This window comes from Stenotrophomonas sp. TWI1151 (assembly GCF_039673135.1).
GTDB lineage: Bacteria > Pseudomonadota > Gammaproteobacteria > Xanthomonadales > Xanthomonadaceae > Stenotrophomonas.
Map to the genome: position 1 here is coordinate 58,265 of NZ_JBDJLA010000012.1, position 25,625 is coordinate 83,889.

A 25,625-nucleotide genomic window follows, 5' to 3' on the forward strand; every position below is an offset into this window, starting at 1 on the left:
GGCGGTGCCGAGGCGATCTCCATCACCGCGGCACCACAACCGGGCTACTTCCCGCGCTTGGCCAGGTTCTCGCGCAGCGTTTCCAGCCGCGTGGAGAGATCCTTCAACGCGTTGCCGCCCTTGCCGACCAGCCAGGACACCTCCTCTTCCATGAAGCCGGTACGGCTGTGTTCGGTGTCCGGCAGCGGCGGCAGGATGTGCGCGAAGTAGGTCTTGTCGAGCACCCGCCGCAGCAGTCGCTCGCCCGGGAAGGGTGCGTTGTTGTTGAGCGCACGCGCCGCCTTGATCAGGTTGCGGATGTCGTACTGGGTCGGGCTCAGGTCCGGCACCTGCTTGGGCAGGTCCAGCAGCGTATACACCGCCACGCGGGCGGTGCGCACCGAACTTTCCATGGTGAACACCACATCGTTGTGGGTCTCCACGAACTGCCCCAACAGGCCAAGGTTGGTGCAGCCCCCGGGCACGACGTGCGGGCGGTCGCCGGCCGCGCGTGGCATGAACTGCGCCGTGATGTAGGGCATCAGCGCGGTGCGCACCTTGGTGTTGGCGACGATCTCATCAAGCTGATCGACGATGCCCAGGTGGTAGCTCAGCTCGGCCAGGATCTCGCGGCCGGTACAGGCTGGCATCGGCTTGGCCACGTGGTTGCCGTTCTGGTCCATCAGCAGCGCATACACCCACACCACCAGCACATCCTTGGGCTGGTCGACGAAGTGCGGCTGGCGGTTGACGGTGAAGCTCAGCACCCAGGTGGAGTCGGTGAAGGTGATCACGCCGCCGGTCACGGTCCTGCCCGAGTACGGGTCGTTGACCGAGAGTTCCCTGATCTTGTCCACCAGTGGCGAGGGGCGGCAGGTCAGCGTGGCCGACTCCCACATCGAGCGGTTGATGTCACCGTGGAATTTCTCCGGTTTGCCGAAGATCGGCGACTGTGCAGCGAGGTTGCGCCACAGTGCCCAGTCACTGTCCTGCCCCGGTGTTTCGCGCGGACGCTGCAGCACCGGCACCGTGTCCATGTCGCCATAGACGGTGCCCTCGGTCATCGAGCCGGTCAGCGCGAACACCAGGTCGCCCTCGGCCACCGGCAGCAGCGTATCGTTGCCCGCCACACGGCAGCGCAGCCCGGTGACGGTGCGGGTATCGCCTGCCACGCGCATGTCCAGATCGTACACGCGGGTACCGAAGGTGACCTGCACCCCCTGGTCGCGCAGCATCTTCACCAGCGGTTTGACGAAACTCTCGTACTGGTTGTATTTCGGGAACACCAGCGCGGACATGTCGTTCAAGCCGTCGATGGCATCCAGGAAACGGTGCATGTACAGCTTCATTTCCAGCAGGCTCTGCCAGTTCTCGAAGGCGAACATCGAGCGCCAGAAGAACCAGAAATTACTCTGCAGGAAGCCTTCGCTGAAGTAGTCCTCGATGGTCACATCGTCGAGGTCTTCCTTGCGCTTGAGCAGCAGCTTGACCAGTTCCCACTGCTGCGGCTTGCTCAGCCCGAACGTGGCGAAGTCCTGGATCTTCCCCTGCTGATGCATCAGCCGGGCCTTGGAGTAGTTCGGGTCGTTGTCGTTCACCGCCCGGTACTCGTCCAGCACGCTGTAGCCGGCGGGCAGTTCCAGTGCCGGCACGTCCTGGAACATGTCCCAGAAATTGTCGTAGTTCCAGTTCATCTCGCGGCCGCCGCGAACCAGGTAGCCCTGCTCGGGGTCGCCGGCCCCATCGAGCGAACCGCCTTCGATGTCCAGGCTGTCGATCAGGGTGATGTTCGCCGCCGGCATGCCGCCATCGCGGATCAGATAGAACGCCGCGGCCAGGCCGGCAATACCGGTGCCGATGATCCACGCCTTGCGGTTCGCCACGCCGGCCGGTGCGACCGGGCGATTGCGCATGTAGGCACCCATCATGTCCGGCGGCGGCAGTGTGTTCTCGGGCCGGTTGGACCAGTAGGCCCCCGTGGCATCGGGTTCTTTATCGATCACCGGTGCCCGGTGCACGCCCTGTTGCTCGACAGCCATATCACCACTCCTTTTTCGATGGACCTACAGGAGGCACCGGTCGCCCGGTGCCTGGCAGCACGGTTTCCTTACCGCACGGCCCCCTCCCGGCACCGCGCTGCACATCTGGATGGTACGCACGCCACCTGTGACGGCATTGATCCGCATCAATGACACCCCTGTTGCATTCCATGCGACACGTGTCGCACACTTGCGACACCTCGCCACACCGGGATTGCCATGTCTGCGCTGCCTACCCCTTCCAATGCCGAACTGGAACTGCTCAAAGCGCTGTGGCGCCAGGGCGCCTGCAGTGCGCGCGAAGTCCACAACGGCGCCGCCGCGGCGCTGGACTGGTCCTACTCGTCCACCCGCAAGACGCTCGAACGCATGGTCGACAAAGGGCTGGTGGAAGAAACCGTCGAGCACGGGCTGAACATGTACCGCGCCAAGGTCGGCAAGGTGGCCACACTGGCCGCACTCAGCACGGACTTCGCGCGCCGGGTGCTCGAGATCGATGGCGCATTGCCGGCGCAGGCCTTCGCCGACAGCCGCCTGCTCAGCGAACAGGAACTGCAGCAGCTCGATGCGCTGCTGCGTGCCCCCGCCAAGGACGATCCGGCATGAGTGGGCTGACGCTGGGCTTCTGGGGCGTGCATGCCGTTGGCGCCCTGGCGGGCGGCTGGGTGGCCTGGTCTGCCGGGCAACGTGTCCACCGCCGTCTGGGTCTCTCCCACGCCGCATATGGCTATTGGATGGGGGTGTGGTTGCTGGCGGTGACGCCGGTCCTGCTGTCGGTGGGTATGGCGCTGTGGGCCCCCGCACCGCTCATCTCGTTGCCACCGGCACTGATGATGCCGCTGCCGGTCGCGCTGGACCTCGGGGCTGCCGGTGCGGCGGAAGGGCGCCTGGTGAGTTCCCCTTGGGCGGGGGTGGCCACTACCACGTGGCTGGCCGCGCTCTATGTCACCGGCCTGGGTATCGCATTGCTGCGCGTGCTGGTTGGCACGCGGGCGACCGGCCGGCTGTGCCGGGCGACCCTGCCGATCGCAGCGGAGGCCTGGCCGGGCCCACGCAGCCGTGCGTCGGCGCAGCGGCTGCGCTCGGCCGGCATCGTCTGCCGGGTCAGCGCGCTGCCGGTGAGTCCGTTCGCGGTGCGCTGGCCGCGCCCGTTGATCGTGCTGCCCCTCTCGGCCGTGGAGCAGCTGGAGGATCGTGCACTCAGCCTGATCCTGGGCCATGAGGCGGCGCACCTGACGCGCCGCGATCCGCAGCGCGCCGGCCTGATGGCGATACTCAACGCCCTGCTGTGGTTCAACCCGTTCCTGCGCCGCCTCACCGCACGCGTGCAGCTGGCGGCCGAGCTGCGATGTGATGCGCAGGCCCTCGCGGGGGATGCACATGGCGGGCGTGAATTCGCCACGGCGTACGTGCGCACGTTGCGCCTCTCCGCAGCGGCTCACGCACCCACCACTGCCCTGACCCACCGCGATCTGGCCGGGCATGAAATCCGCATCCGGCACATGCTGCATGGCGATGCCGCGCGGCCGCTGTCGGGATCGCGACGCGCGCTGCTGCTGGGCAGCGCACTGCTGATCGGCGCCCTGTTGCTGGTCATGCAGGCCAGTGCCGCGCGCCCCGTGCCGGGCCCCGCCGTCACTGGCACCCCAAACGAGATCTCGGCGACGGAGGCGGCACTGCCGCTGCCGCCGTTGAGCGAGGCCCCCATCGAGGTGCAGTTCCAGGCACCGCTGGCCGCACCGAGGATCACCGGACATTTCGGCGATACCGGCAGCATCCGCCAGCGACCGCATCGCGGCACCGATTTCGGCGCGCGCCCGGGCACGCCGGTCCTCGCGCCGGCAGACGGCCGCATCGTGGCGGCAACCACCGCCTACCCCGACGGTCCGCAGTACGGCACGGTGGTGGTCATCGACCACGGTCAGGGCTGGCAGACGTTGTACGCGCACCTGCAGGGCGCCGATGTGGTGGTCGGCCAGCAGGTCCACGCCGGCGAGCAGATCGCGCGGGTCGGCAGCACCGGGCGCGTGACCGGACCGCACCTGCATCTGGAGATGCTCCGCAACGGTGAGCGCGTCGATCCGCAGGCGCACCTGCCATGACCGGCTAACCCGCTCCACATCCCCACCCCACTGCTGCATTTCGTTTTCCTGGCCACAGGAGGGGCGCGTGTTGCCCCGCGAAATGCCCCCTGCCCTCCTGCACGGACCGCCCCATGTCACCGACGTTCCGCATCGTACTTGCCCTGACCCCGCTGTGTGCCGCGTTCTCCAGCGCTGGACAGTCACTGCCCGCAAAGCAGGCGCCGCCGCCCACCGAACTGGAGACCGTGCAGGTGCAGGGCACCGTGTACGACGCACGCCGCGAGGACACCGCCACCCGGATCGTGGTCGACGCTGAAGCGCTGCGCCAGTACGGCGACATCGGTCTGGTGGACGCGCTCAAACGCCTGCCCGGCATTACCGTCGGCACGGGTGCGCCCGGCCGCAGCGGCACGCTGTCATTGCGGGGGTTGGGTGCGGGCTATACCCAGATCCTGCTCAACGGCCAGAAAGCGCCCGCCGGGTTCGACCTGGACTCGCTCACGCCGGAGATGGTCGAGCGCGTGGAGATCATCCGCGCACCCACCGCCGACCAGCGCGCCGAAGCGATCGCCGGCTCGATCAACATCGTGCTGGCCGCAGGCGCGCGAAAGGACAGCGGGCAGCTGTCGGTGGCCTGGGGCAACAGCAACGGCCGGAACACGCCCTCGGTCAGCTGGCAGCGCAACCGGCGCGCCGACCACCGCAGCAGCGCGATCACGGCGACCGCATCGCGCCGCGAGTTCCTGGTCGAGGAAACCGGTACCGAGCGTGCATGGAATCGGCAGGGAACACCGACCACCCTGCGTGACACCTCCCTGCGCGCCAGCGGAAACCGCGATGTGCTCTCACTGGCCCCCAGCCTCGAAGCGACGCTGGAGAACGGCGATATCTTCGCGCTGCAGGGCTTCGCCGATGCGAGCCGGTTCAACCGCATCACCGACATCGACTGGGCCACCACGCTCGGCGCCCCACTACAGACCACCCGCTATCAACAACGCACGCGCATCGACGTGGCGCAGGCCAATGGCAGCATGACGTGGACGCGGGCGTTCGAACGGGGCGGCACGTTCACCACCAAGCTGCGCCTGGGCGGCAACCGCGAGCGCTACACCTATCGCGAACAGGGCCAGGCAGCGGATGGGCGACAGAACCTGGAGGACCACACCGACGCGCGGTTGACCGTGGGCGATCTGAACAGCAGTGGCAAGTACACGCTGCCCGCCCGCGGGCGGCATGCGCTGCAGCTCGGCTGGGAGGGCAGCGAGGATCGCCGCGATGAAACACGCGTGCAGCAGCTGTTGCCTGTCCACGAGGGCGGCGTGGTGGCGATCAGCGACCTGGCTTTCGACGCGCGCATCCGTCGCCTGGCGCTGTACGTGCAGGATGACATCTCGCTGAGCGAGCGCTGGTCCCTCTATGCCGGCGCACGCTGGGAACAGATCGATACCCGCAGTGACGGCAGCAGCTTCAGCGGCATTCAGCGCCGTGACCAGGTGCTCTCACCGGTGTTGCAGTCACTCTGGAAAATGCCCGGCACCCGGGGCGACCAGCTGCGCGTCGCGCTGACCCGGACCTATCGCTCGCCTACGCTGGCTTCGCTGATCCCGCGCCCGTACACCTCCACCAACAACCGCCCGCTCAACCCCGACGAACGCGGCAACCCGGCGCTGCGGCCCGAACTGGCGACCGGCGTGGACCTGTCCTACGAAACCTACGGCAAGGACGGCGCGCAGCTCAGCATCGGCGGTTATGCGCGCCGGATCAGTGAGGTGATCCGCACCGAAACACATCTGCAGGACGGTCGCTGGGTGGCCACGCCGGTCAACGGCGGCACTGCGATGACCTGGGGGCTGGAGATGGATACGGCATTCCGTCTGCCGCAGCTGATCGCAGGCGCGCCGGCCGTGGCGGTGCGTTTCAATGCGACCGCCAACGATTCGCGCGTGGATGATGTGCCCGGTCCGGACAACCGGCTTGATGAGCAGGTGCGCTTCAGCGGCACCTTGGGCGCGGATTACGAGATCCGCACCGGCTGGACGGTCGGCGGCAGTTACACCTACCGCACCGGCGGCACGGTGCAGGTCAGCCCCGGCCAGTTCGAGATCAGTGCGTACGGGCGCGAGTTGGACCTGTACTCGCTGTGGTCGCTGCGCGCAGGCAGCAAGCTGCGGCTGAGCCTCAACAACGCGCTGCACCGGGCGCTGCACACGGGGCAGGAGCGGGTCAGCCAAGACGGTACCGAGCAGCTGCGGCGCCAGCGCAGGGCATCCCCGCTGCTGCGCCTGCAGCTGGAACTGCCGCTCTAGCCCGGCTCAGCCCGGCTGGCGGCTGGCCTCACCTACCGCCGGCAGCGCACGCGCGCGGCCCGGCTTGCTCGGGAAGGCATGGCGCACGATCCGCCACATCACCTGGCCGAACTGCCGCGGCAGCGAACCGGTGTTGTAGTGCTGGCCGTAGCGCGCGCAGATGTCCTTCACTTCGACCGCGATCGCCGCGTAGCGGTTGGCCGGGATGTCGGGGTAGAAGTGATGCTCGATCTGGTGGCTGAGGTTGCCCGACATGACGTTCATCAGCTTGCCGCCGGTCAGGTTGGATGAGCCGCGCAGCTGGCGCAGGTACCAGTGGCCACGGGTCTCATCACGCACGCATTCCTTCGGGAATGTTTCAGCCTCGGCGGTGAAGTGGCCGCAGAAGATGATCACGTAGGTCCACACGTTGCGGATGAGGTTGGCGACCACGTTGCCCAGCAGCACCGGCAGGAAGAAGGGGCCGGCCAGCGCCGGGAACAGCAGGTAGTCCTTGAACATCTGCTTGCCCATCTTGCGGCCGACCGGGCGGAACTGCCTGCCCAGCTGCTTGAGCGTCATTTTGCCGGCAAACACGCGGCCCAGGCGCAGGTCCTGGATCGCGATGCCCCATTCGAACAGCAGCGCGAACACCACCGCGACCACCGGCTGCATCAGGTAGAACGGGCGCCAGCGCTGCTCGGGGAAAATGCGCAGCAGCCCGTAACCGATATCGTCGTCCAGCCCGCGCACATTGGTGTAGGTGTGGTGGCGGAAGTTGTGGGTCTTGCGCCAGGCGTCGGCGGTGCCGACGATATCCCACTCGTAGGTGCTGCCCTGCAGCTGCGGATCCCCCATCCAGTCGTACTGGCCATGGATGACGTTGTGCGCCAGCTCCATGTTTTCCAGGATCTTGGACAGCGCCAGCATCACCACGCCGGCAATCCACGCCGGGATCAACACGCTGTGCACGAAGGCACCGAGGAACAGCAACGCGCGGCCGGCCACGCCGGTCCAGCGGACGGCGGCCACGACGCGGCGGATGTAACGCGCATCGCGCGCACCGAGCGTGGCCAGCTGGCGCGCGCGCAGTGCATCGAGTTCAGCGCCGAAGGCCTGCAGTTCGGCCGGGGACAGCGCGCGGTTGTGCACGGAAGACATGGTCACAGCTCCAGGATCAGGTCGGTGCTGGCGCTGTTCACGCACAGCTTTACTTGCGTGGCCGGTTCGGCCGCGTGCTCGCCGGTCAGGGTGTGGCGGGTGACGCCGGATACCTTCCCGCAGACACAGGTATTGCAGATGCCCATGCGGCAGCCGCTGGCCGGGCGCAGCCCTTCGGCTTCCAGCGCCTGCAGCAGCGACGTGCCGCGTGGCAGGGCAAGCGTGCGGCCGCTGCGGCGCAGTTCGACCTGCACCGTGCCCTCTTCGGCATCCGGCAGCACCGGCGGTGTGAACGCCTCGGACTGCAGCGACGCGACCTGGCCCTGCAGCCGCGCCTGCGCTGCATCGACGAAGCCACCCGGGCCGCACACCAGAGTGCGGGCGGTGCTCAGATCGCCCAGCGTCGCGAAGGCGAATGCATCCACACGCGACGCCGGTGCCGCCGGGTCGCGGGTCAGCGCGATGTGCAGCGTGAACGAGGGATGGCGCGCCGCCAGCGCGGCCAGCTCTTCGGCGAAACAGACTTCCTCACGCCGGCGTGCCCAATACACCAGGTCCACCTGGCCCGGCATGCCGGCACCATCGAGCTGACGCAGCAGCGCGCGCATCGGGGTGATGCCGCTGCCAGCGGCCAGCAGCAACAGCCGCGCGCCAGAGGCGTTGGGCAAGGTCATTTCACCGAACGCCTGGCCCAGCTCAAAGATCTCACCGATCGCCGCGGCATGGGCCAGATGCTGGCTGACGGCACCGCCGGCGATGGCCTTGACGGTGATCGCCAAGCGACCGTCGGCCAGCACGGTCGGGCTGTAACTGCGCGACAGGCGGCGGCCATCGACTTCGACGCCGAGGGTGACGTGCTGGCCCGGCAGCAGACCACGGAAATGGCGGTTGGGCTTCAGCACCAGGGTGACCGCATCCGCGCTCTCGGCGGTGCGCGACAGCAGCCGGGCCAAGGGGCGGCGCAGCGTCCACAGCGGGTGCAGACGGGTGCCCCAGAAGTCGAACAGCGCTTCGGGGACCCAGCGGCGGGGGCTGGCGGCGTGACGGCGGGCGGCAATGCGCGGGACGGTGCTCATGCTTCGCACTATACGGCCGAGCATACGACTGTGTATACAGTTGTATATTGCCGGGACGGGCTATGATTCAGGGACTTGACCCCGCTGCCCCTGATGACCTCCCCAGACCTGCCCCTGCCCGCCTCCGACGACGCCCATCCCGCGCGCAAAGCCTCCATCTCCCGCGAGGATCTGCTGGCCGCGGCATTGGCCCTGATCGGCCCGCACCGCAGCGTCTCCACGTTGAGCCTGCGCGAGGTCGCGCGTGAAGCCGGGATCGCCCCGAACTCGTTCTACCGGCAGTTCCGCGACATGGACGAGCTGACCGTGGCCCTGATCGACCTGGCCGGGCGCTCACTGCGCACGATCATCGGCGAGGCGCGCCAGCGCGCCGCCTCCTCCGACCGCAGCGTGATCCGCCTGTCGGTGGAGACCTTCATGGAGCAGCTGCGCGCCGATGACCGCCTGCTCCATGTCCTGCTGCGCGAAGGCACGGCCGGCTCGGATGCGTTCAAGCATGCGGTGGATCGCGAACTGAATTACTTCGAAGACGAACTGCGGGTCGACCTGATCCGCCTGGCGGCCGCCGACGGCGCGCGGCTGCATGAACCGGCCCTGGCCTCCAAGGCGATTACCCGGCTGGTGTTTGCGATGGGTGCGACGGCGGTTGACCTGCCGCCGGAGAAGGATCCGGAACTGATCGAGCAGCTGACCCAGATGCTGCGGATGATCATCACCGGGGCACGCACGTTGGCAGGCAGTCCGCCGCTGCGCTGATCCGGCCTGCGGGCCGCGCACAAAAAAAATGACGACCCACCGGGCCGTCATTTTTGATCCTGTTGCACGCCGCAACTGCAGGGCAGTGGGCGGCGCTTGATCAGCGGTACTGACGTTCGCAGCGACGCTCAACCACGCGATCACCATTCTTGGACTGCTGGTTGCCCTGGATCTGGCGGCCTGCGGCTCCACCGGCCACGGCACCGGCAACCGTCGCCAGCTTCTTGCCATTGCCGCCACCCACCTGGTTGCCCAGCAGACCACCCACGACCGCGCCGGTCGCGGTGCCGGTGATGCGGTTGGGATCCTTGGAATTACGCTGGACCTCGACGTTGTGGCACACCACCTTGCTGCCGTCGTTGAAGCGGCGCCCCTCGTCCTTGGGGCCATAGGTCTGGGCGCCGGCAACGGCCGATACGGCGAGCAGACTGCCCAGGCACAACACGCGGAAGCTCGTCTTCATGGTCGATCCCTGTTTATGGAACATGGCCCGAGTGTCTGCCTGCCGGCGGCAAGCCCGGGTGAAGTTGCGTCCACGCCACGTCAACGCCAGCGGCGGCGTTCAGGCCGCAGCCATCCAGCCATGCGCGCTTACAACCGCGCGCGGATCGTCTGCCGCAACGCGTCCAGATCCTTGGCGAACGCATCGATGCCGCTGGCCAGCTTCTCTGTCGCCATCGGATCGGCCGCCAGATCCGCCGCAAAGCGCGCCGCATCGATCGGCGTCACCTGCACCGACTCGGCCGCACCGGCCACCAGCATGCGCGGCAGCTGGCCATGATCGGCGTCCAGCGTCTCCAGCAGGTCCGGCGAAATCGTCAGGCGATCGCAGCCGGCCAGGGCCTCGATCTGCGCCGTCGAACGGAACGACGCACCCATCACCACCGTCGGCGAACCACGGCGCTTGAACTCGGCATACACGCCGCGCACGAACACCACGCCCGGGTCTTCATCGATGCTGGCTGGCGCCTGGCCGTTGGCCACGTACCAATCCAGGATGCGGCCCACGAACGGCGAAATCAGGAACGCCCCGGCCTCGCTGCAGGCCAGCGCCTGGGTGGGATTGAAGATCAGCGTCAGATTGCAGTCGATCCCTTCGGCCTGCAGCTGACGTGCCGCTTCCACGCCTTCCCAGGTTGCCGCGATCTTGATCAGCACCTTGCTGCGCGGCACGCCGGCCGCGTCGTACATGGCGATGAACTGACGCGCCTTGGCCACCGTGGCCGCGGTGTCGTGCGCCTGGTCGGCATCGACCTCGGTCGAGACCCGGCCCGGCACCAGGGTGCTGAGCAGGGTGCCCACGCCCACGGTCAGGCGATCGGCCACCGCGTGCACGATGGTCTCGCGCTCGCCCGCCTGCTCGCGGCCCCAGGCCAGCGCGCCCTCGATGAGATCGGCGTATACCGGCAGGTCCAGCGCTTTCTTCACCAGGGTGGGGTTGGTCGTGCAGTCGACCGGCTTCAAGCGCTTGATCGCCTCATAGTCGCCGGTATCGGCAACCACCACGGACAGATCACGCAGCTGGGAGAGTTTGGACAGCGACGTCATGGAGAGCTCCTGGGCATCAGTCATCGGAGCACGCGTCGAGCAGCGCGCTGACCGCCGCCGTGTCCTGGTCGAACACCGGCGCGGCGAACGGCTCCGGGCCGGGTGTGCGGCCGAACACGATCGGCCGGGTGATGCCGCGGTAGCTGCCCAACAGCGGGTGCGGCAGCGACGTGACCATCTGCTCGGCCTGCACCTGTGGATGGTCGAACATGTCCTCGACCTGGCGCGCGGCCGCGCACGGCACCTCTTCGCCGAACAACGCCTCCCACGCCAGCGCGCTGCGCGTGGCCAGCGCGGCGTGCAACTGCGGCAACAGTATCTCGGCCTCCGCAGCCCGCTTGCGCACCGTGTCGTAGCGCGCGTCGGCCGCCAGTTCCGGCCGCCCGATCCGCTCGCACAATGCCTGCCAGAAGCGCGGGGTATTGGCCGAGATGTACAGGTATCCATCCGCGGTGGGATGGATGCCGGTGACACCGCCTGAGCGCATATCGCGGCCCACTGCCGCCGGCTCGCCCTCGGCCCAGACCATCCGCGCCGACTGCATCGTCAGCGCACTGCGCAGCAGCGACACGCCCACGAACTGGCCTTCGCCGCTGCGTTCGCGCTCGTAAAGGGCCGATGACACACCGGCCGCCACCAGCGCGGCAGCGTAGTAATCGACCACCGAGCCGTACAGGATCTCCGGGGCGCCGCCCGCCTTGCCCTGCATCGTGCACATGCCGGTCATGGTCTGCAGCACCTGGTCGTACCCTGCCTTCTCCTTCAACGGCCCCTGCTCGCCGTAGCCGGTGACCGAGCAATACACCAGGCGCGGGTTGAGCTTGTGCAGGCTCTCGAAATCGATGCCCAGGCGTACCGGCACGCTCGGCCGGAAGTTGTGCACCAGCACGTCCGCCTCGCGCACCAGGCGCATCAGCACCGCACGCTGGTCAGGCTGTTTCAGGTCCAGCACCACGCCGCGCTTGGAGCGGTTCACGCCGAGGAATGCGCGGCTCTCGGCCTCCAGCGTGGAGGGATAGCGCCGCAGGTTGTCGCCGACCGGCGGCTCCACCTTGATCACCTCCGCGCCCTGGTCGGCCAGCAGCGTGCAGCCGTAGGGGCCGGCAATGTAGGCGCTCAGATCCAGCACCCGAATGCCGCTCAACGGCCCGGTGGCACCTTCCCGCTGTGCGATGGCGAATGGAGAACTGGGGTTGCTTCCGGTCATGGTCAATACACTCGATACCTTGATGGAAGTTTCCTCCTGGCCAACGGGAAGAAACAGATCGTGTGGGTATGTTCTGGGTGGACAAAAAGCACGCTGCGGCGTCGGCGGCGCCACGGCCGCCGAACACCGCCGGGACGTCAGCCCGACGGCGCCAGCGACAGCCAGCTCAACCGCCAGCTGCCGTGATCGCGCCCGCCACACCGGTAGTAGGGCTCGAACGTCAGCGGGCCGCGGCACTCCAGCTGCACGGTGATCGACGCGCCCTCGCCCGTGTCCTCGCCCACCTGCAGCCACTGCGAGGGTGGCCGGTCCGGCAAGCGCACCGTCTCATCGGTTTTGTACCCGTCGATCAGGCCGGTGGCATACACCAGCGGCCCGTAGCTCAACCCCACGTACTCCCAGCGCAGGACCTCCTGCGCCACCGGCGCGCCATCCGGCGCGCGCGATTCCTGCACGTTGATGTTGGCCGCCCGGTGCAGGCGTGGCTGCATCGGCAGTTGCACGCAGATCGTGTCGCCGGACTGCCAGGTACGCTGCACGTGCACGAACCCGTCCGCGCCCGCCTCGGCCGCCTCGGGCTGTCCATTGACCTCGATCCGTGCGCCCGTCGCCCAGCCCGGTATCCGCACGCCGATGCTGAACTCGGCGACGCACTCGGGCAGCACGGTGAGGGTCACCGTACCCTCGAAGGGGAATCGGGTCGCCTGCAGCAGGGTCACTGCACCGGCCTGCGCGTGCAGCAACGTGGCCTCGCCCGGCCCGTACAGATTGACCCGCAGCTCACCATCGGCCGCGATTCCATAGGCGACTTGTGGCAACTCTTCCACGGCCATCGCGCCGCTGGATTTGCAGCAGCGCCAGTACGTGGTGTGCACGCGCCGGCCGTTGGGATAGGTGTAGTAGCACCAGTCCTCGCCATTGGCGGCCATCGCCGCCAGCAGGTCGTTGTAGGCGGTGCGCTCCAGTTCATCGGCGTAGCGTGCGTGGCCGGTGATGGCCAGCAGCTCACGGTTGAGCTGCATCCACGCCAGTACCGAGCAGGTTTCCACATAGGCCTGCGGGAAGAAGGTGCGCGGCGCGTTGAATACCTCCCGCGACCGGTGCGCCACCCCACCCCACGGCCCGCCGCCCAGCGTGAGGTGCTGCTCGCGGATGTTGTGCCAGAGATGATCCAGCGCCTGGCGATGGTCGTCTTGCCCGGTGGCCTTGTACAGCTTGGCCAGCCCGACCAGGTTCCAGCTGAGCTGATAGGCCTTGCCGGTTGCGATGAAGGCCGCGTCCTCACCAGCCAGCGCCTTGTCCAGCAGCGCCAGCCGCGGGTTGGCGTTGGCCTGCGCCAGGATGCATTCGGCCAGTGCCAGATAGCGCGGCTCGCCGGTGACCAGATAGAGATCGGCGGCAGGATCCAGCAGTACCGTGGCGGACATGCCGTGGTGGTTGCCCAGCGTGGTGATGTCGATGCCCGATTGCAGGGCCTGCCAGCACAGGTCGGCGATCCGGCACGCGGCCTGCAGGTAGGCTGCGTTGCCGAGCGCGCGCCACGTTTCCAGGAACCCGAGGATCAGGTAGCTGTGCGTCCAGATGTCCCAGGTGCGCAGCGCCGGCTCGCCGTTCCAGCTCTCCGGCTTGGGCGGCTGCGGCACGGTGAAGCGACGCTCAGGCGCATAGTTGCCCAGGTAGCCGTCATCGTCCTGCTGGCTGATCAACCAGTCGGCGACGCGGCGCAACGAGGCCTCCAGCTGCGGCTGCCCGCCCTGCGCCACCGCCCGCGCGGTGGCCGAGAGCCACTTGCCGGCGTGCTCGCCATACCAGTCGCCCTCGTGGTTCTGGTGCTTGTGCGCCTGGCTGAAGATGCTGATCGGCGCGCTGTGCTCATCCACGACGAACGTGCTCAGGCGCCCGCTGCGGTTGGCTGCCAGGGCATCGCCCAGCACGCCCTGCAAGGTGACCTGTTGCGGCGGGACCAGCGTCATGCCGCGGGCGGCGGGATGCAGACGGTTCATGCCGCATCCACCACGCAACGGAAGCCGACCGTACCGGCGCGATCCTTGGACGGACCCATCAGCAGGTACTTGCCGTGCTGATCCAGGCGGTAGGCCTGCGGGAAGTACCAGTGCGAGGTCTGCGGCTGATAGCTGCTGCCGCCACGCAGTACGGCCGCGCGGGTGTGCGCATCGCTGAATTCATCGGTCCATTGCCACACATTGCCGACCAGGTCCTCCACCCCGAACGGGCTGGCCCCCTGCGGATGTGCATCCACATCCGCCGGCGGGGTGAGGCGACGGCCACGATTGACCCGCGGCACGCGTGCGGCATCCCACGCGTTGCCCCACGGGTACAGGCGCTCGTCGGTGCCCTGCGCGGCGTACTGCCATTCCCACGCATGCGGCAGCCGCTTGCCGGCCCACGCCGCGTACGCACGCGCGTCCTCGATCGAGACCCAGGTGACCGGCTTGTTGTCCCAGCCCGCACGCGGCGCGCCGTCCTTCCAGTCCGCCAGGAAGTTGTGGTCATCGGCCGGCCGGTAGCCGCTGTCATCGAGGAAGCGCTTGAACGCGGCGTTGGTGACCGGGTGGCGATCGATGTGGAACGCAGGCAGCGCCATGCGCCGGCGATGGTGGCGGCGCGCGCAGTCTTCCCACGGGTACTGCACATCCAGGCCCGCCCAGGTGAACCCTTCGATCTCGATACCGCCCACCTGGAACAGGAACTCGCCGGCCGGGATCGTGACCATGCCTGTCGGCGCCTCGGCCTGCGGGGGCGTGCTCGCGATCGCCAGCAGTTCCTGCGGAGCGGCCTTCCACGCGGCGGAGTAACTGTTGAGGGGCTGCTGTGCGCGCTCGGCGGTCGCCGCCAGGAATTCGTCCAGACCCTCGATCGCGGTACCTGCAGCCACACTCAGGATAGCCCCGAAGCCGCGCGCTTCCATCGGCAGCTCGATGTACGCCGCGCCGTCGATGATCCGCGGCGTCAACGCGCGGCCATGCCACGCATCGAAGTAACGCGTGCCTTGCGCATGCGCCAGCGCGATCTGCTCACCGTCCACGGCGTATTCGTTGCGGTTGATCAACGTGTGCAGCGCTACCCCCTCGCCCGGGAACCGGCTGGCGAAGATGCCGCCCTGCAGGCAGACCTGGTACGGCTCCCAGTCCATCGAGACCACCAGCTGCGGGAACTGCCGGTACAGCGTGGCAATCCGGCGCAGCGCTTCACCGTCGCGCGGGGTGAACTGGTTCCAGACGCCCCAGATGTTTTCCCAGGCGTTGTAGCCGATGCCGTTGAAGAAGCAGTACTGCAGGTCGTGATTGCGGTTGCGGCCCCAGCGGTTCTCGTAGTTCACCATGTGGCGTGGCTCCAGCCACTTCCATTTGGAGACGGGCGGCACCGGGCCATCAGGCGCCTTCTTGCCCCAGCTCTGCACGTTCCAGATCAACTGCTCTTCGGAACTGATGGTGGATTCGGGCTGCACCACCACTGGATTGCCGCGTGCATCACAGGCATCGAAGAACGCCCGCGGCACACCGTTGAAGGTATCGCCGTTGATGCCGTCGGCACCGACCGCCTTGACGATCTCGGCCAGCCCATCCCAGTGCGTCACGCCCGGGTCGCGGGTGCCGTGGTCCCACGGCTTGGCCGGCAGGAACACTTTGACGCCGCGCTTCTGGAAGGCCTGCACCGCGGCCTTCAATCCCGCCAGGCCGCCGGGCATGTCATGCGCCAGATCGAACTGGTTGCGGTCATCGATACCGATGTTGGGGTAGATGTACCAGATCAGCACCGAATCCAGCCCGCCGAACCGTGCGGTCAGATCGTCCAGGTACCGATCGACGGTGTACTGCCCGGTGGCCGCATCGAAGAAATAGCGATCCTCGACCATCATCTGTGCATGCACGAAGTTGCGCTGCGCCCACTGCAGCTCCGGACGACGGTAGTTCACATCGGTGTAGCCGATCCGGACCAGGTGCTCGCGGCGCCAGTCCTTCAGTTCTTCCAGCCAATCGCCCGCGCTGGCATTGGCATCGATCATCCAGCTGCCGATATCGGCGAAGGGCCACGCCGGCGCCTTGCCGGGCGTCGGCAGGTAACGCCCGGTGGTCACGTGCGAGAACTTGTACTCGGTGCGGATCGGCTCACGCCCGTAGTCGGCTGCATCGGTGTCGTAATCGGGGCTCTGATACGGCGTGGTCATGGGCAAGGCATCCAGCAGGAAACGGAAAGGAGGGACATCAGCGCGCGCACGCTGCCGCCAGCGCGGCATGGGCGGCGGCATCGGGAACGCGCGTGGGATCGCCCAGCAGCGCCTGCACCTCGGCGCGGGTGGGAATGCTCGCCTGTGCGCCCAGGCGGGTGCAGGCCAGCGCGGAAGCTGCGGTGGCCGCCAGCAACGCCTCGGCCATCGGTTGATGGTCGGCCAGCGCAGCGATCAGGGCGCCACAGAAAGTATCGCCGGCCGCGGTGGTGTCCAACGGGTCGATGCGGAACCCCGGCTGCAGCAGCACCTCGCCGTTCACCCGGGCCAGGCAGCCACGCGCACCCAGGGTCACGATCACGCAGGGCACCGGCACGCGGGCCAGCCCCGTGGCCAGGTCCGGGGGATGGCCGGCCACCACATCCAGCTCACCTTCGTTGACGATCAGCACATCCAGCAGCGCGAGCAGCGCATCGGACAGGACCTGTGCCGGCGCCGCGTTGAGCGCGACCTTGAGCCCGGTCGCACGGGCGCGGTGGGCATAGGCGGTGATGGTGGGCACGGGGGTTTCCAGCTGCAGCAGCAGCCAGTCCACGCCCTCCAGTGCCGGCAGGTGCTCCTCGCGAAGCCCGAGGTTCGCACCCGGCGCGACCGTGATCGCGTTCTCGGCGGTGTCGGCCAGGCAGATGAAGGCGGTACCGGTGGGCAGCGCAGGATCGCGCACGGTCGACAGGGCCACACCCGCATCGCGCAGGGACGCTTCGATCGGCGCGGCGAAATCATCCTCGCCCACGGCCAGCAGCATCCGTGTCGGCGTACCGCCGGCCCGCGCGCAGGCCACGGCCTGATTGGCGCCTTTGCCACCGGGGAACGTGCTGAAGCCACGGCCCAGCACCGTCTCACCGGGCGCCGGCACATGCGTGGCGCGCACCACGAAATCGAGATTGGCCGAGCCGGCGACAAGGACGGTGGAACGTGTCGCACTACTCATGGGTCTATCGCCTCATCAACGCGGTTGTAGAACGTCGTACTGATGCGCGGCAGATCGTCATTGCCGCCCGGAAGATGCTGCAGCATCAGGATCGCGACCAGGCGGCGTGCCGGGTCGATCGTGTAGTAGGTCGAGGCCGCGCCCGACCAGCCGAACGCGCCGACCGAAGCGGTGCGTCCTTTCAGGGCCGGATCCAGCAACACCGAACCGCCCAGGCCGAAGCCCTCGGCATCGCTGAACTCGGTTACCGGCCGGGGCAAGGCGGTGTGCACCAGCTGGTTCTGCATCATCAGGGCCACGGTGGAGGGTCGAAGCAACTGCACCTCGCCGTAGCGGCCGCCGTCCAGCAGCATCTGCGCGAACCGGCCATAGTCGCCGGCCGTGGAATACAGACCACCGGCACCGCTTGGATACGGCCGGAGCGCACTGCCGGGCACCCGCGCATGCACCTCATCGGCGAGCACCAGATCACCGTGCTCGCCCATGGTGGTCAGCGCCACCACCCGTGCGCGATCGCGCACCGGCACCACGAACCCGGTGTCGCGCATGTCCAGCGGGCCGAACACACGCTGTTGCAGGAACTGCTCGAACGGCAGCCCACCCACCACTTCCACCACGCGCGACAGAACCTCGATCGACGTGCTGTCGTAACGGAAGCGCGTGCCCGGCTCGGTCGCCAGTGGCACGCGGGCCAAGCGCGTGGTGTAGGCGGCCAGGCTGTCCGCGGCCTGCACCTGCTGGTGTTCCAGCAATGCGGTTACCGCCTCGAATCCCTCGCCACCCGCTGCGAAACCAGCGATATGGGTGAGCAGATGTCGTACGGTCAGCGTCTGTGTCACCGGCCGCAGCTGTGGCGCCGCGGCGGTGCCCCCGGCGAAGACCTGCAGACGTGAGAACTCAGGGAGATGGCGCGCCACCGGATCATCCAGATCCAGCCGACCCTCTTCCACCAGCATCAAGGCGGCCACCGAGGCCACCGTCTTGGTCATCGAGTAGATGCGAAAAATGCTGTCACGCTGCATGGGCGTGGCATGCGCCAGGTCCTGCCAACCGTAGGCGGCGTCATGCACGATGCGGCCATCGTGGATCACCAGCGCGACCGCGCCGGTATAGCCCTGGCGGCCGGTCGATTCGTGCAGGAAGGCATCGACTGCTGGCAAACGCGCCGACGCAGCCGTCGTTTCCGTCCGGCTCGGCGGGTCCGGCAACGACGCCGCGGCCTGTCCCACCGCCAGCATCAGCAACGCGAACACGGCCAGGCGTGCCCGGGGGCGGCAATGACGGGCGTGGGCCGGTCCGTGCGATGGCCAGTACATCCGCTCTCCTGCTGTCGGTGGCGGTAACGTCATGACAGGGTAAGGCAATAAAAACGGACCGGCGCTGCAGTGCCTCGCAGCGCCGGTCCGCGGTGACGGTCAGAACGTGAAGGTATGGGTCAGCGACACCATGCGGCCACGGCCGGAGAAGAAGTTCTGCCAGCCCGGCAGCTGCGACCAGGTCAGCACGTACTGCTTGTCCAGCAGGTTCTCGATGCCCAGCGACAGCTTGCCGTAGGTGCCGGTGTCGTAGTTCATGCTGAGATCCCACAGCGCGTAGCCGTAGGTATCCTCGTCATTGCGATACACCGCACCGTTGGACGGATTGACGAAGGTCTCGCGCAGGTCACGGCTGAAGGTACGGCTCACGCCCAGCGTCGCGTCGAAGCGTTCGTTCGGCGTCCAGGTCAGCGAGGCATTGACCTTGTCCGGCGAGATATCGAGGATGCCCATCTCCTTGTTCAGGCCCGAGCCGTCGTAGTACTGGGTCTGGCCGCGGATCCGCGAGTACAGCAGCGTCGCCTTCCACTGGTCGTTGAAGGTCCAGGCGCTGTTCAGTTCAACGCCTTCGATCCGGGTCGGGGCGCGGGTGAGGATGAAGTCCTCGGTCACCTTGTCCACGGTCAGCGATGAGCCGAACTCGGACGTCGAGCGGTAAGCCGACATCCCGACCTGTGCCTGCTCGCCGCGCCAGTTGAAGCCCACTTCCTTGTTCTTGGTGATCAGCGGCTGCAGATCGGCGATGCATGCCACTGCCTTGCACGGGCTGTTGGCCTGGATGTTGCGCAGCGGGATGCCCACGTTGGCAATACCGAAGCCTTCCGAGTACGAGGCGAACACCGACCACGCATCGGTGATGCGCCAGATCGCACCGAAGTTGGGCAGGTTGGCCTTGTAGTCGAGCTTGCCGCCCTGCACCGGGGTGAAGTCGCGGTAGGCGGTGGTGGTATAGCTGTCGATCTCCAGCTGGCCATCTTCGCGGCGGATGCCCGCATCCAGCGTCACCGGGCCGATGTCCCAGCTCAGCTGCGCGTACGGTGCCAGGCTGGTGTACTTCATCGGCGGCACCCAGACCCGGTCGGTCAACGCCAGGCGCTGTTCCGCCGTGTCTTCCACCAGGTCCAGGCCGGTGCGCAGGCGCAGGCCTTCCACCGCGAACAGGCCACTGTAGGCATACGCCGCGCGCAGCCCCTTTTTCTCGGAGTTGATCTCCGACTGGTCCCAGATGCGCTGGTCTTCCGGCGGGGCCGGCTTGACCAGCTGGCGGTCCGTACCGTTCTCCGGCACATAACGCATCGCCTGCTTGGCCCAGTACAGGTCCACGCTCAGGTCACCGCCGAAGAAATCGGCATGGGTGTACTTGGCAGCGAACTGTTCGAAATCGTTGAACTCGGCCAGCGAATCCTTGATCGAGCCCTTCTCGGCGGTATTGGTGCTCGGCACCGGGCACTCCACGGCGTCGTAGCGGCAGCCTTCGACCGGAATGTAGTTGTGCTTCCCACCGATATGGAAGTTGCTGTAACTGGCCTGGATGCGCTGCATCTGGCCCTCGCCGAAGTTGTAGCCGCCCTTCAGGAACAGGTTCTTGCTGTAGGAATCGGACAGCGAGCCGGAGGTGTTCAAGCCAACCCGGCGGCCGTCGCCGTCGTAGGCGATGCCGCGATCGATGTAGGCGCCGCTGATCAGGAAGTCCGCCGCATCGCCCTTGAAGGTGTGGGTGATGCCGATCTTGGACTGGCCGCTGTCATCCTTGAACTGGGTGCCGTAGCGCGTGCTCACCGTGGTCTGGTGGCCCTCCACTTCCGGATTCTTGGAGAGATAGTTGATGACGCCACCGGCACCGCCGATGCCTTCGGCGGCCGACGGGCCGTTGATGACCTCGATGCGGCCGATCACGCCCATGTCGGTGAACGTGCCGTTGCGGCTGCCTTCGCGCAGCGGGGAGCCCTGCGGCACACCATCGAACAGGCGCAGCGCGACGCGGCCGCGCAGGGTCTCGCCACTGTTGCTCATCGCCTGGGAGGATTCGGAGTAACCGGGCACCATGCGTGCCAGCACGGCCGTGGCGTCTTCGGTCAGGTTGAGGGTGCGCTGCACCTGTTCCTGGTTCACGACGGTCACTGCACCGGGAACCTTCTCGATCGAAATCGGGGTCCGGCTGCCGGTCACGATCACCTGGTCCAGATCGGTGGGCGTCGTGCTCTGCGCCATGGCAGGGCTGATGACACAGGCGAACAGTGCAGTGCTGATGGCCGCGGAAAGTGGCTTGATCATTCGTTTCTCCCCCCCAAAAAAGGAAATGCGGGACAGCCGGCCGGGGAGCCGTCGCCACCGATGACGCGCGTGGGCTTTCGCCCTTCCGCCGGTCGATGCGGCTCCCTTGCGGGTCTCCACGTCCTGTCCGGCAACGAGGCGAGAGCCTAGGCGCGGCGCCATGGCGATAGAACTGTGCTCAGGTATGTTCAAAGCCTAGGATTTGTTTCGCTTCGCACCGCGCACCGCGCGAAAACCCGTGGTGTCAGCGTTGCGGCTCGGTCAATGCGACGCGCGCTTCCTCCAGCAACACGTTCACCAGGCGGATGCGCACCGACGAACGCGACCAGACCACGCCAATCCGGCGCGGTTCGCTGCACTGCGGCAAGGGAATGCGCACGACATTCAAGCCTTCCGGCCAGGGCTTGGCCCAATCCGGCACCAGTGACACGCCCAGCCCGCGGTCGACCATGACCGCGATGGCGTTGAGTGCATTGAGCTCGAACCGCTCGCGCGGCACGATCCCGGCCTGTCGCAGGTAGTCATCGGCGAGGCGACCGCCCCATTCGTGGCGATCGTAGCGGATCAACGGCTGCTCGCGCAGCAGCTCGTGCGGGTCACGGCTGCCCAGATGGGCCGGCGCCAGCACCACCAGCGGTTCTTCGCGCAGCTGCTGCCACTTGCAGGTCTTGGGCAGCGCGAAGGGGGCCTGCAGCACCATCGCCGCATCCAGATCGCCAGCCTCCACCGCCCGGTACAGATCGGCCGAGTAGCCCGGCTTGATGAAGACGTTGATCTGCGGGAACGTCGCCACCATCCGCGACAGGATGTCCGGCAGCAGGCCGGCCAGCGCGGTCGGGCACGCACCCAGCCGCAGCTCGCCGGCCAGGTCGTTTTCGTTGGCCACGCTGCGCAGGTCGGCCACCTGGCGCAGCAGGTCGCGCGCCCGCTGCAGGATGCGCGCGCCGTCCTCGGTGACGCTGACGGTGCGCCCGGCGCGGGCGATCAGCGGCGCGCCGAGTTCACGTTCCAGCGTGCGGATCTGCTGGGCGACCGCGGCCGGGGTGATATGCAGCGAGCGGGCCGCGGCAGCCATCGAGCCGCGGTCCACCACTGTTACGAACGTACTCAGGAACTGGGTTTCCACGGATTACCTCTCAGCGCGTGAGCAACCTACACGAGCCACTGGCGCAATGCGATTGGACCAATGGCCCGTGCGCCGGCGCCTCAACGGTGCTGGTCATGGGGCTGCCGCTTCGGCCGGGGTATCGCGGTAGATGGTCAGCCCCTTCAGCGAGCGGGTGGGCGCCGGGAAGAACAGGCTGGCCACGTAGCCGATCACGATGCACAGCAGGATCGAGATCGCCAGATAGAAGTACGGGTGCACCAGGTCCATGGTCCAGCAGACCAGCGTGATCAGGATCGAGCCGGCCACACCGATCGCCACGCCCGGCGCGTTGGCGCGGCGGGTGAACATCCCCAACGTGTAGGCACCGGCAAAACCACCGCCGAGCAGACCGGCCAGTTCGATGGAAACATCGAACAGCGAATGGATGTCATAGCGGCTCATCACCAGCGCGATGCCGATGCCGATCAGGCCCACGCCCACGCCGGACCATTCGGCCACGCGCACGGCGGTTTTCTCGTTCGGGTCCTTGACCAGTTTCTGGTAGAAATCCACCGAGACCAGGGTCGAGATCGAGTTGATGATGCTCGACAGGGTCGACATCGCCGCGGCGAAGATGCCGGCGATGATCAGCCCGGTGACCCCGGCCGGCAGCTCGGCGGCGATGAACAGCGGGAAGGTCGCATCGATCGGCAGCAGCGGATTCAGGCGCTCGGGATTGTTGCGGTAGTACATCCACAGGGCCGTACCGATGCCGTAGAACACGAAGCCGCCGGGAATCATGATGGCGGCGAATGCCCAGATCGATCGCCCGGCTTCCTTGTCCGAGCGCGTGGACAAGGTGCGCTGCATCAGCACCTGGTCCTTCGGGAAGGTCAGCACCACATCGAACACGACCAGGAAGATGAAGCCCCACACCGTGGCCTTGGTCAGGTCGAAGCTGAAATCGAACAGCTTGGTCTTGTCTTCCGCCGCAGCCGCACTGAGCAGCTGCGGCATGTCGCCACCGGTCTGCAGGAAGATGAAGCCGATCGCGAACAGCGCGCCGCCGAACATCACGATCACCTGCACCACGTCGGTCCAGATCACCGCCTTGGAACCGCCGACGGTGGAGTAGATGATGGTGAACACGCCCATCAGCATGATCGACCAGACCACGTCCACGCCGGTAATGGTGGAGATCGCCAGCGCCGGCAGGAACAGGATCACGCTCATGCGGCTGCCGATCTGCATCACGATGCACAGTGCGCTGGACAGCATGCGGATCGCCGGGTGGAAGCGGGTTTCCAGGTAGGAGAACACGCTCATCAGGTCCAGCCGGCGCAGCAGCGGCACGATCCAGACCGCCACGAACATAAGGCCGACGACCGCGATCAGGTTGTTGGTCAGGTACTGCCAGTTGGTATCGAAGGCTTTGGCCGGGATGGCGATGAAGCTGATCGAACTGGTGTTGGTGGCATACAGGCTGATGCCGGCCGCCCAGAACGGAATCGAGCGCCCGCCGACGAAGAAGTCCGCCGTGGAAGCGTTCTGATCCTTGAGGTAGAAGTAGAAGCCCATGCCGAGCATGGCCAGCAGGTAGATGCCGATCACCGTCCAGTCCAGCCAGCGCAGCAGGTGCTTGCCGCCCTGCATTTCGGCGTACTGGAGCTGGCTGCCGGTGGCGCCCGCGCTGGCCCAGGCCAGTCCGTTACCCCACGCGGTGACTGCCTGCGGATCGGCCGCCACGGGCGTCTCCAGCGTCGTCCACGCATCGGTGATCGTGTGGAAAGTGCGCGCCTGGGTCATGCCGCTGCCGTCCTTCACCAGCATCAGCAGATGCGCCTGGCCCAGCGCGCGCATCGAGCCGGCCACGATCGTGCCGTCCGGCGACGCGACCTGCTGCCAGCTGGCGTCGACGTTGCGGCGCCACAGCTGATCGCTGCCCGCGCTGGTGGCCAGGCCCAGGTACAGCGCGCCTTTCTGCGCCTGCAATGCGCTGGCAACCCCCTGCTGCGGCAAGTCCTCCAGATGCTGCCAAGTGGCGGTGCCTGCCGCCGCGGGACGGCGGTAGAGCTGGGCGCTGCCAGCCGCATCGGTGCCCACCAGATATAGCGCGTCACCAAAGGTGGCCGCCCGCGCGTTGCGCAGCGGCTCAGGCAGCGCAATGGCCGCGCCGAAAACCAGCGCGCCGTTGTTCAGGACCACCGGCTGCAGGCGGTCGCCGAGCGCATCCCGGCCCTGCAGCAGATAGGTGCGCCCGGCCGCGCTGACACTCCCCTCAAGCCCGTCCAGCTGCCCGGCGGCCGGCGCCGGCAACGCATCCCACGCTTTGTTGTCGGCGCGCAGTTCCCAGGCACCGTCATGGCCGAGCGCCACCAGGCGCCCGTCCACATGCACCAGCCCGCCCGGTGCGATCTGCGTCGGCAATGCCGGCAGGTTGCCGGCCGCCACCGTAGTCAGGCTCTCGGCGGCCACGGCGCCACTGCCGGCAAGCAGGACAGCGGCGGCAACCAGCCGCACGCTGCGCGCGCAGCGCCGGAGCACAGTGGAAAGAAACGCGGACGGTGCAGGCTTGTGCATGAAATTACCCGGAAAAAGTGCGGCAACGCCGAAGCCGGCAAGAGCGCAGGTAAGAGACAGTGGTCGATGCATCCCGATACCGCAATCAGGTAACCGGGGGAGAAGACGCGGCAAGCAGGGCTTGAGCACGGCGCAGGTACGGCAGGTCGATCATCCGGCCTTCAAACAGGAACGCGCCGTGTCCCTGCCCTTCGGCACCGGCGGCGGCGGCAACAATCCGCTGCGCCTCCGCGAGCATCGCCGGCGGCACGCTGAAGGTGGCGTTGGCCAGGGCAACCTGGCGCGGGTGGATGCAGCTTTTGCCGATGAAGCCCAACTGCCGGGCCATCTGCGCCTCGGCCAGGAAGCCGTCGCTGTCAGCCACGTCCGGAAATGCGCCGTCGCAGGCGAACACCTGGGCTTCGGCGGCCGCCAACCGCAGCGCGAACAGCGTGGCATGCACATTGCTCGGCTCACGGTCGATGCCGTTGGGCGAAAACAGGTCGCCCAGTCCCAACTGCAATCCGGCCACGCGCGGGTGCGCGCCGGCCAGTTCGGCGGCGATGCGCAGGGCCTTGGGGGTTTCGATGTTGATCAGCAGCCCGATCGGGCGCGTCACGCCGTTGCGCTGCTCAGCCTGTTCCAGCCGTACGATGGCCGCCAGCAGCTGCGCCACCGATTCAATCTTGGGCAGATTGAGCAAGTCCACACCGGGGAGCGCCACGGCATCCAGGTCCGCGCCGAAATGGGCGCTGTCGGTACCGTTGCTGCGCACGATCAACTGCTTGTCACCGGCGCCGCCCCGCACGCGGCGCAGGAAGCCGGCGACCTGGTCGCGGGCCTGGGCCTTGCCGGCCTCGGGCACCGAATCCTCCAGGTCGAAAGAGAGCGCATCGGCCTCGCCGGCCATGGCCTTGTCGAACAGTTCCGGTCGGGCGCCGGGGACGAACAGCTTGCTACGCATGGTTTTCCCTCATCAACCCGCGCAGTCTGCAGAATTGGAAGCCCTTTAAAAGTGCGGTCCCGGACATTCATTGGATAGCATTTGTTTTGACCGCCCACTGCGCTGCAGTG

18 protein-coding genes are annotated in these 25,625 nt (G+C 67.3%); 4 read left to right on the forward strand and 14 right to left on the reverse strand.

The genetic code is table 11. The features are described 5' to 3' along the window. Window positions 1-44: 44 nt before the first annotated feature. Window positions 45-2,018, reverse strand: coding sequence for an oleate hydratase (locus ABE422_RS14315; RefSeq protein WP_346483204.1), 1,974 nt, complete (start codon window positions 2,016-2,018; stop codon window positions 45-47). A 219-nt stretch (window positions 2,019-2,237) separates the two neighbouring features. Here ABE422_RS14315 and ABE422_RS14320 point away from each other — a divergent pair, with 219 nt between their 5' ends. The 3 genes from ABE422_RS14320 to ABE422_RS14330 all read left to right on the forward strand — a co-directional run bounded on the left by ABE422_RS14320 (window position 2,238) and on the right by ABE422_RS14330 (window position 6,408). After that, window positions 2,238-2,624, forward strand: a complete 387-nt coding sequence (locus ABE422_RS14320) for a BlaI/MecI/CopY family transcriptional regulator (protein WP_313213037.1) — start codon at window positions 2,238-2,240, stop codon at window positions 2,622-2,624. Beyond that, a complete protein-coding gene (locus ABE422_RS14325) occupies window positions 2,621-4,120 on the forward strand; it encodes a M23/M56 family metallopeptidase (protein ID WP_346483205.1) in 1,500 nt (499 codons plus the stop codon). Before ABE422_RS14320 ends, ABE422_RS14325 begins: the two co-directional genes overlap by 4 nt. A 113-nt stretch (window positions 4,121-4,233) precedes the next feature. Continuing rightward, window positions 4,234-6,408, forward strand: coding sequence for a TonB-dependent receptor (locus ABE422_RS14330; protein WP_346483206.1), 2,175 nt, complete (start codon window positions 4,234-4,236; stop codon window positions 6,406-6,408). 6 nt (window positions 6,409-6,414) lie between these two features. On the opposite strand, the gene ABE422_RS14335 is transcribed toward ABE422_RS14330, so the two are convergent. After that, window positions 6,415-7,548, reverse strand: a complete 1,134-nt coding sequence (locus tag ABE422_RS14335; RefSeq protein WP_313213059.1) for an acyl-CoA desaturase — start codon at window positions 7,546-7,548, stop codon at window positions 6,415-6,417. Between the two features lie 2 nt (window positions 7,549-7,550). Then, the gene (locus tag ABE422_RS14340; RefSeq protein ID WP_346483207.1) at window positions 7,551-8,624 is read right to left on the reverse strand and encodes a ferredoxin reductase; all 1,074 of its coding nucleotides are present in this window, start codon (window positions 8,622-8,624) and stop codon (window positions 7,551-7,553) included. 93 nt (window positions 8,625-8,717) lie between these two features. On the opposite strand from ABE422_RS14340, the gene fabR reads away from it, so the two are divergent. Then, entirely contained in the window at window positions 8,718-9,380 is a 663-nt protein-coding gene (gene fabR / locus ABE422_RS14345; RefSeq protein WP_026069985.1) for an HTH-type transcriptional repressor FabR, read from the forward strand. A gap of 100 nt (window positions 9,381-9,480) precedes the next feature. Here fabR and ABE422_RS14350 read toward each other — a convergent pair whose 3' ends face one another. The 11 genes from ABE422_RS14350 to ABE422_RS14400 form a co-directional block, all read right to left on the reverse strand. Beyond that, on the reverse strand, window positions 9,481-9,843 hold the full coding sequence (locus ABE422_RS14350) for a glycine zipper 2TM domain-containing protein (RefSeq protein ID WP_102789149.1): 363 nt from the start codon (window positions 9,841-9,843) through the stop codon (window positions 9,481-9,483). A 128-nt stretch (window positions 9,844-9,971) separates the two neighbouring features. After that, window positions 9,972-10,928: a transaldolase gene (locus ABE422_RS14355; RefSeq protein ID WP_346483208.1), complete on the reverse strand. Its 957-nt coding sequence runs from the start codon at window positions 10,926-10,928 to the stop codon at window positions 9,972-9,974. Between the two features lie 16 nt (window positions 10,929-10,944). Continuing rightward, window positions 10,945-12,135: a CoA transferase gene (locus tag ABE422_RS14360; protein ID WP_102789147.1), complete on the reverse strand. Its 1,191-nt coding sequence runs from the start codon at window positions 12,133-12,135 to the stop codon at window positions 10,945-10,947. Window positions 12,136-12,272: 137 nt separating this feature from the next. Further along, window positions 12,273-14,138 carry a beta-L-arabinofuranosidase domain-containing protein gene (locus ABE422_RS14365; RefSeq protein ID WP_346483209.1) on the reverse strand — a complete coding sequence of 622 codons (1,866 nt, stop codon included), beginning with the start codon at window positions 14,136-14,138 and terminating at the stop codon, window positions 12,273-12,275. Next, a complete protein-coding gene (locus ABE422_RS14370; RefSeq protein ID WP_102789226.1) occupies window positions 14,135-16,324 on the reverse strand; it encodes a formylglycine-generating enzyme family protein in 2,190 nt (729 codons plus the stop codon). The genes ABE422_RS14365 and ABE422_RS14370 overlap by 4 nt, the downstream gene beginning before the upstream one ends. A gap of 37 nt (window positions 16,325-16,361) precedes the next feature. Beyond that, on the reverse strand, window positions 16,362-17,315 hold the full coding sequence (locus ABE422_RS14375) for a ribokinase (protein WP_346483210.1): 954 nt from the start codon (window positions 17,313-17,315) through the stop codon (window positions 16,362-16,364). Beyond that, window positions 17,312-18,631, reverse strand: coding sequence for a serine hydrolase domain-containing protein (locus tag ABE422_RS14380; protein WP_346483211.1), 1,320 nt, complete (start codon window positions 18,629-18,631; stop codon window positions 17,312-17,314). The genes ABE422_RS14375 and ABE422_RS14380 overlap by 4 nt, the downstream gene beginning before the upstream one ends. A 99-nt stretch (window positions 18,632-18,730) precedes the next feature. Continuing rightward, on the reverse strand, window positions 18,731-20,905 hold the full coding sequence (locus ABE422_RS14385; protein WP_346483212.1) for a TonB-dependent receptor: 2,175 nt from the start codon (window positions 20,903-20,905) through the stop codon (window positions 18,731-18,733). A 244-nt stretch (window positions 20,906-21,149) separates the two neighbouring features. Next, window positions 21,150-22,031 carry a LysR family transcriptional regulator gene (locus ABE422_RS14390; RefSeq protein ID WP_102789143.1) on the reverse strand — a complete coding sequence of 294 codons (882 nt, stop codon included), beginning with the start codon at window positions 22,029-22,031 and terminating at the stop codon, window positions 21,150-21,152. A 93-nt stretch (window positions 22,032-22,124) separates the two neighbouring features. Beyond that, window positions 22,125-24,572 (reverse strand): sodium:solute symporter, encoded by a 2,448-nt coding sequence (locus ABE422_RS14395; RefSeq protein WP_346483213.1) that lies wholly within the window; start codon window positions 24,570-24,572, stop codon window positions 22,125-22,127. An 85-nt stretch (window positions 24,573-24,657) separates the two neighbouring features. Then, window positions 24,658-25,515, reverse strand: coding sequence for a CoA ester lyase (locus ABE422_RS14400; RefSeq protein WP_346464323.1), 858 nt, complete (start codon window positions 25,513-25,515; stop codon window positions 24,658-24,660). Window positions 25,516-25,625: the final 110 nt, after the last annotated feature.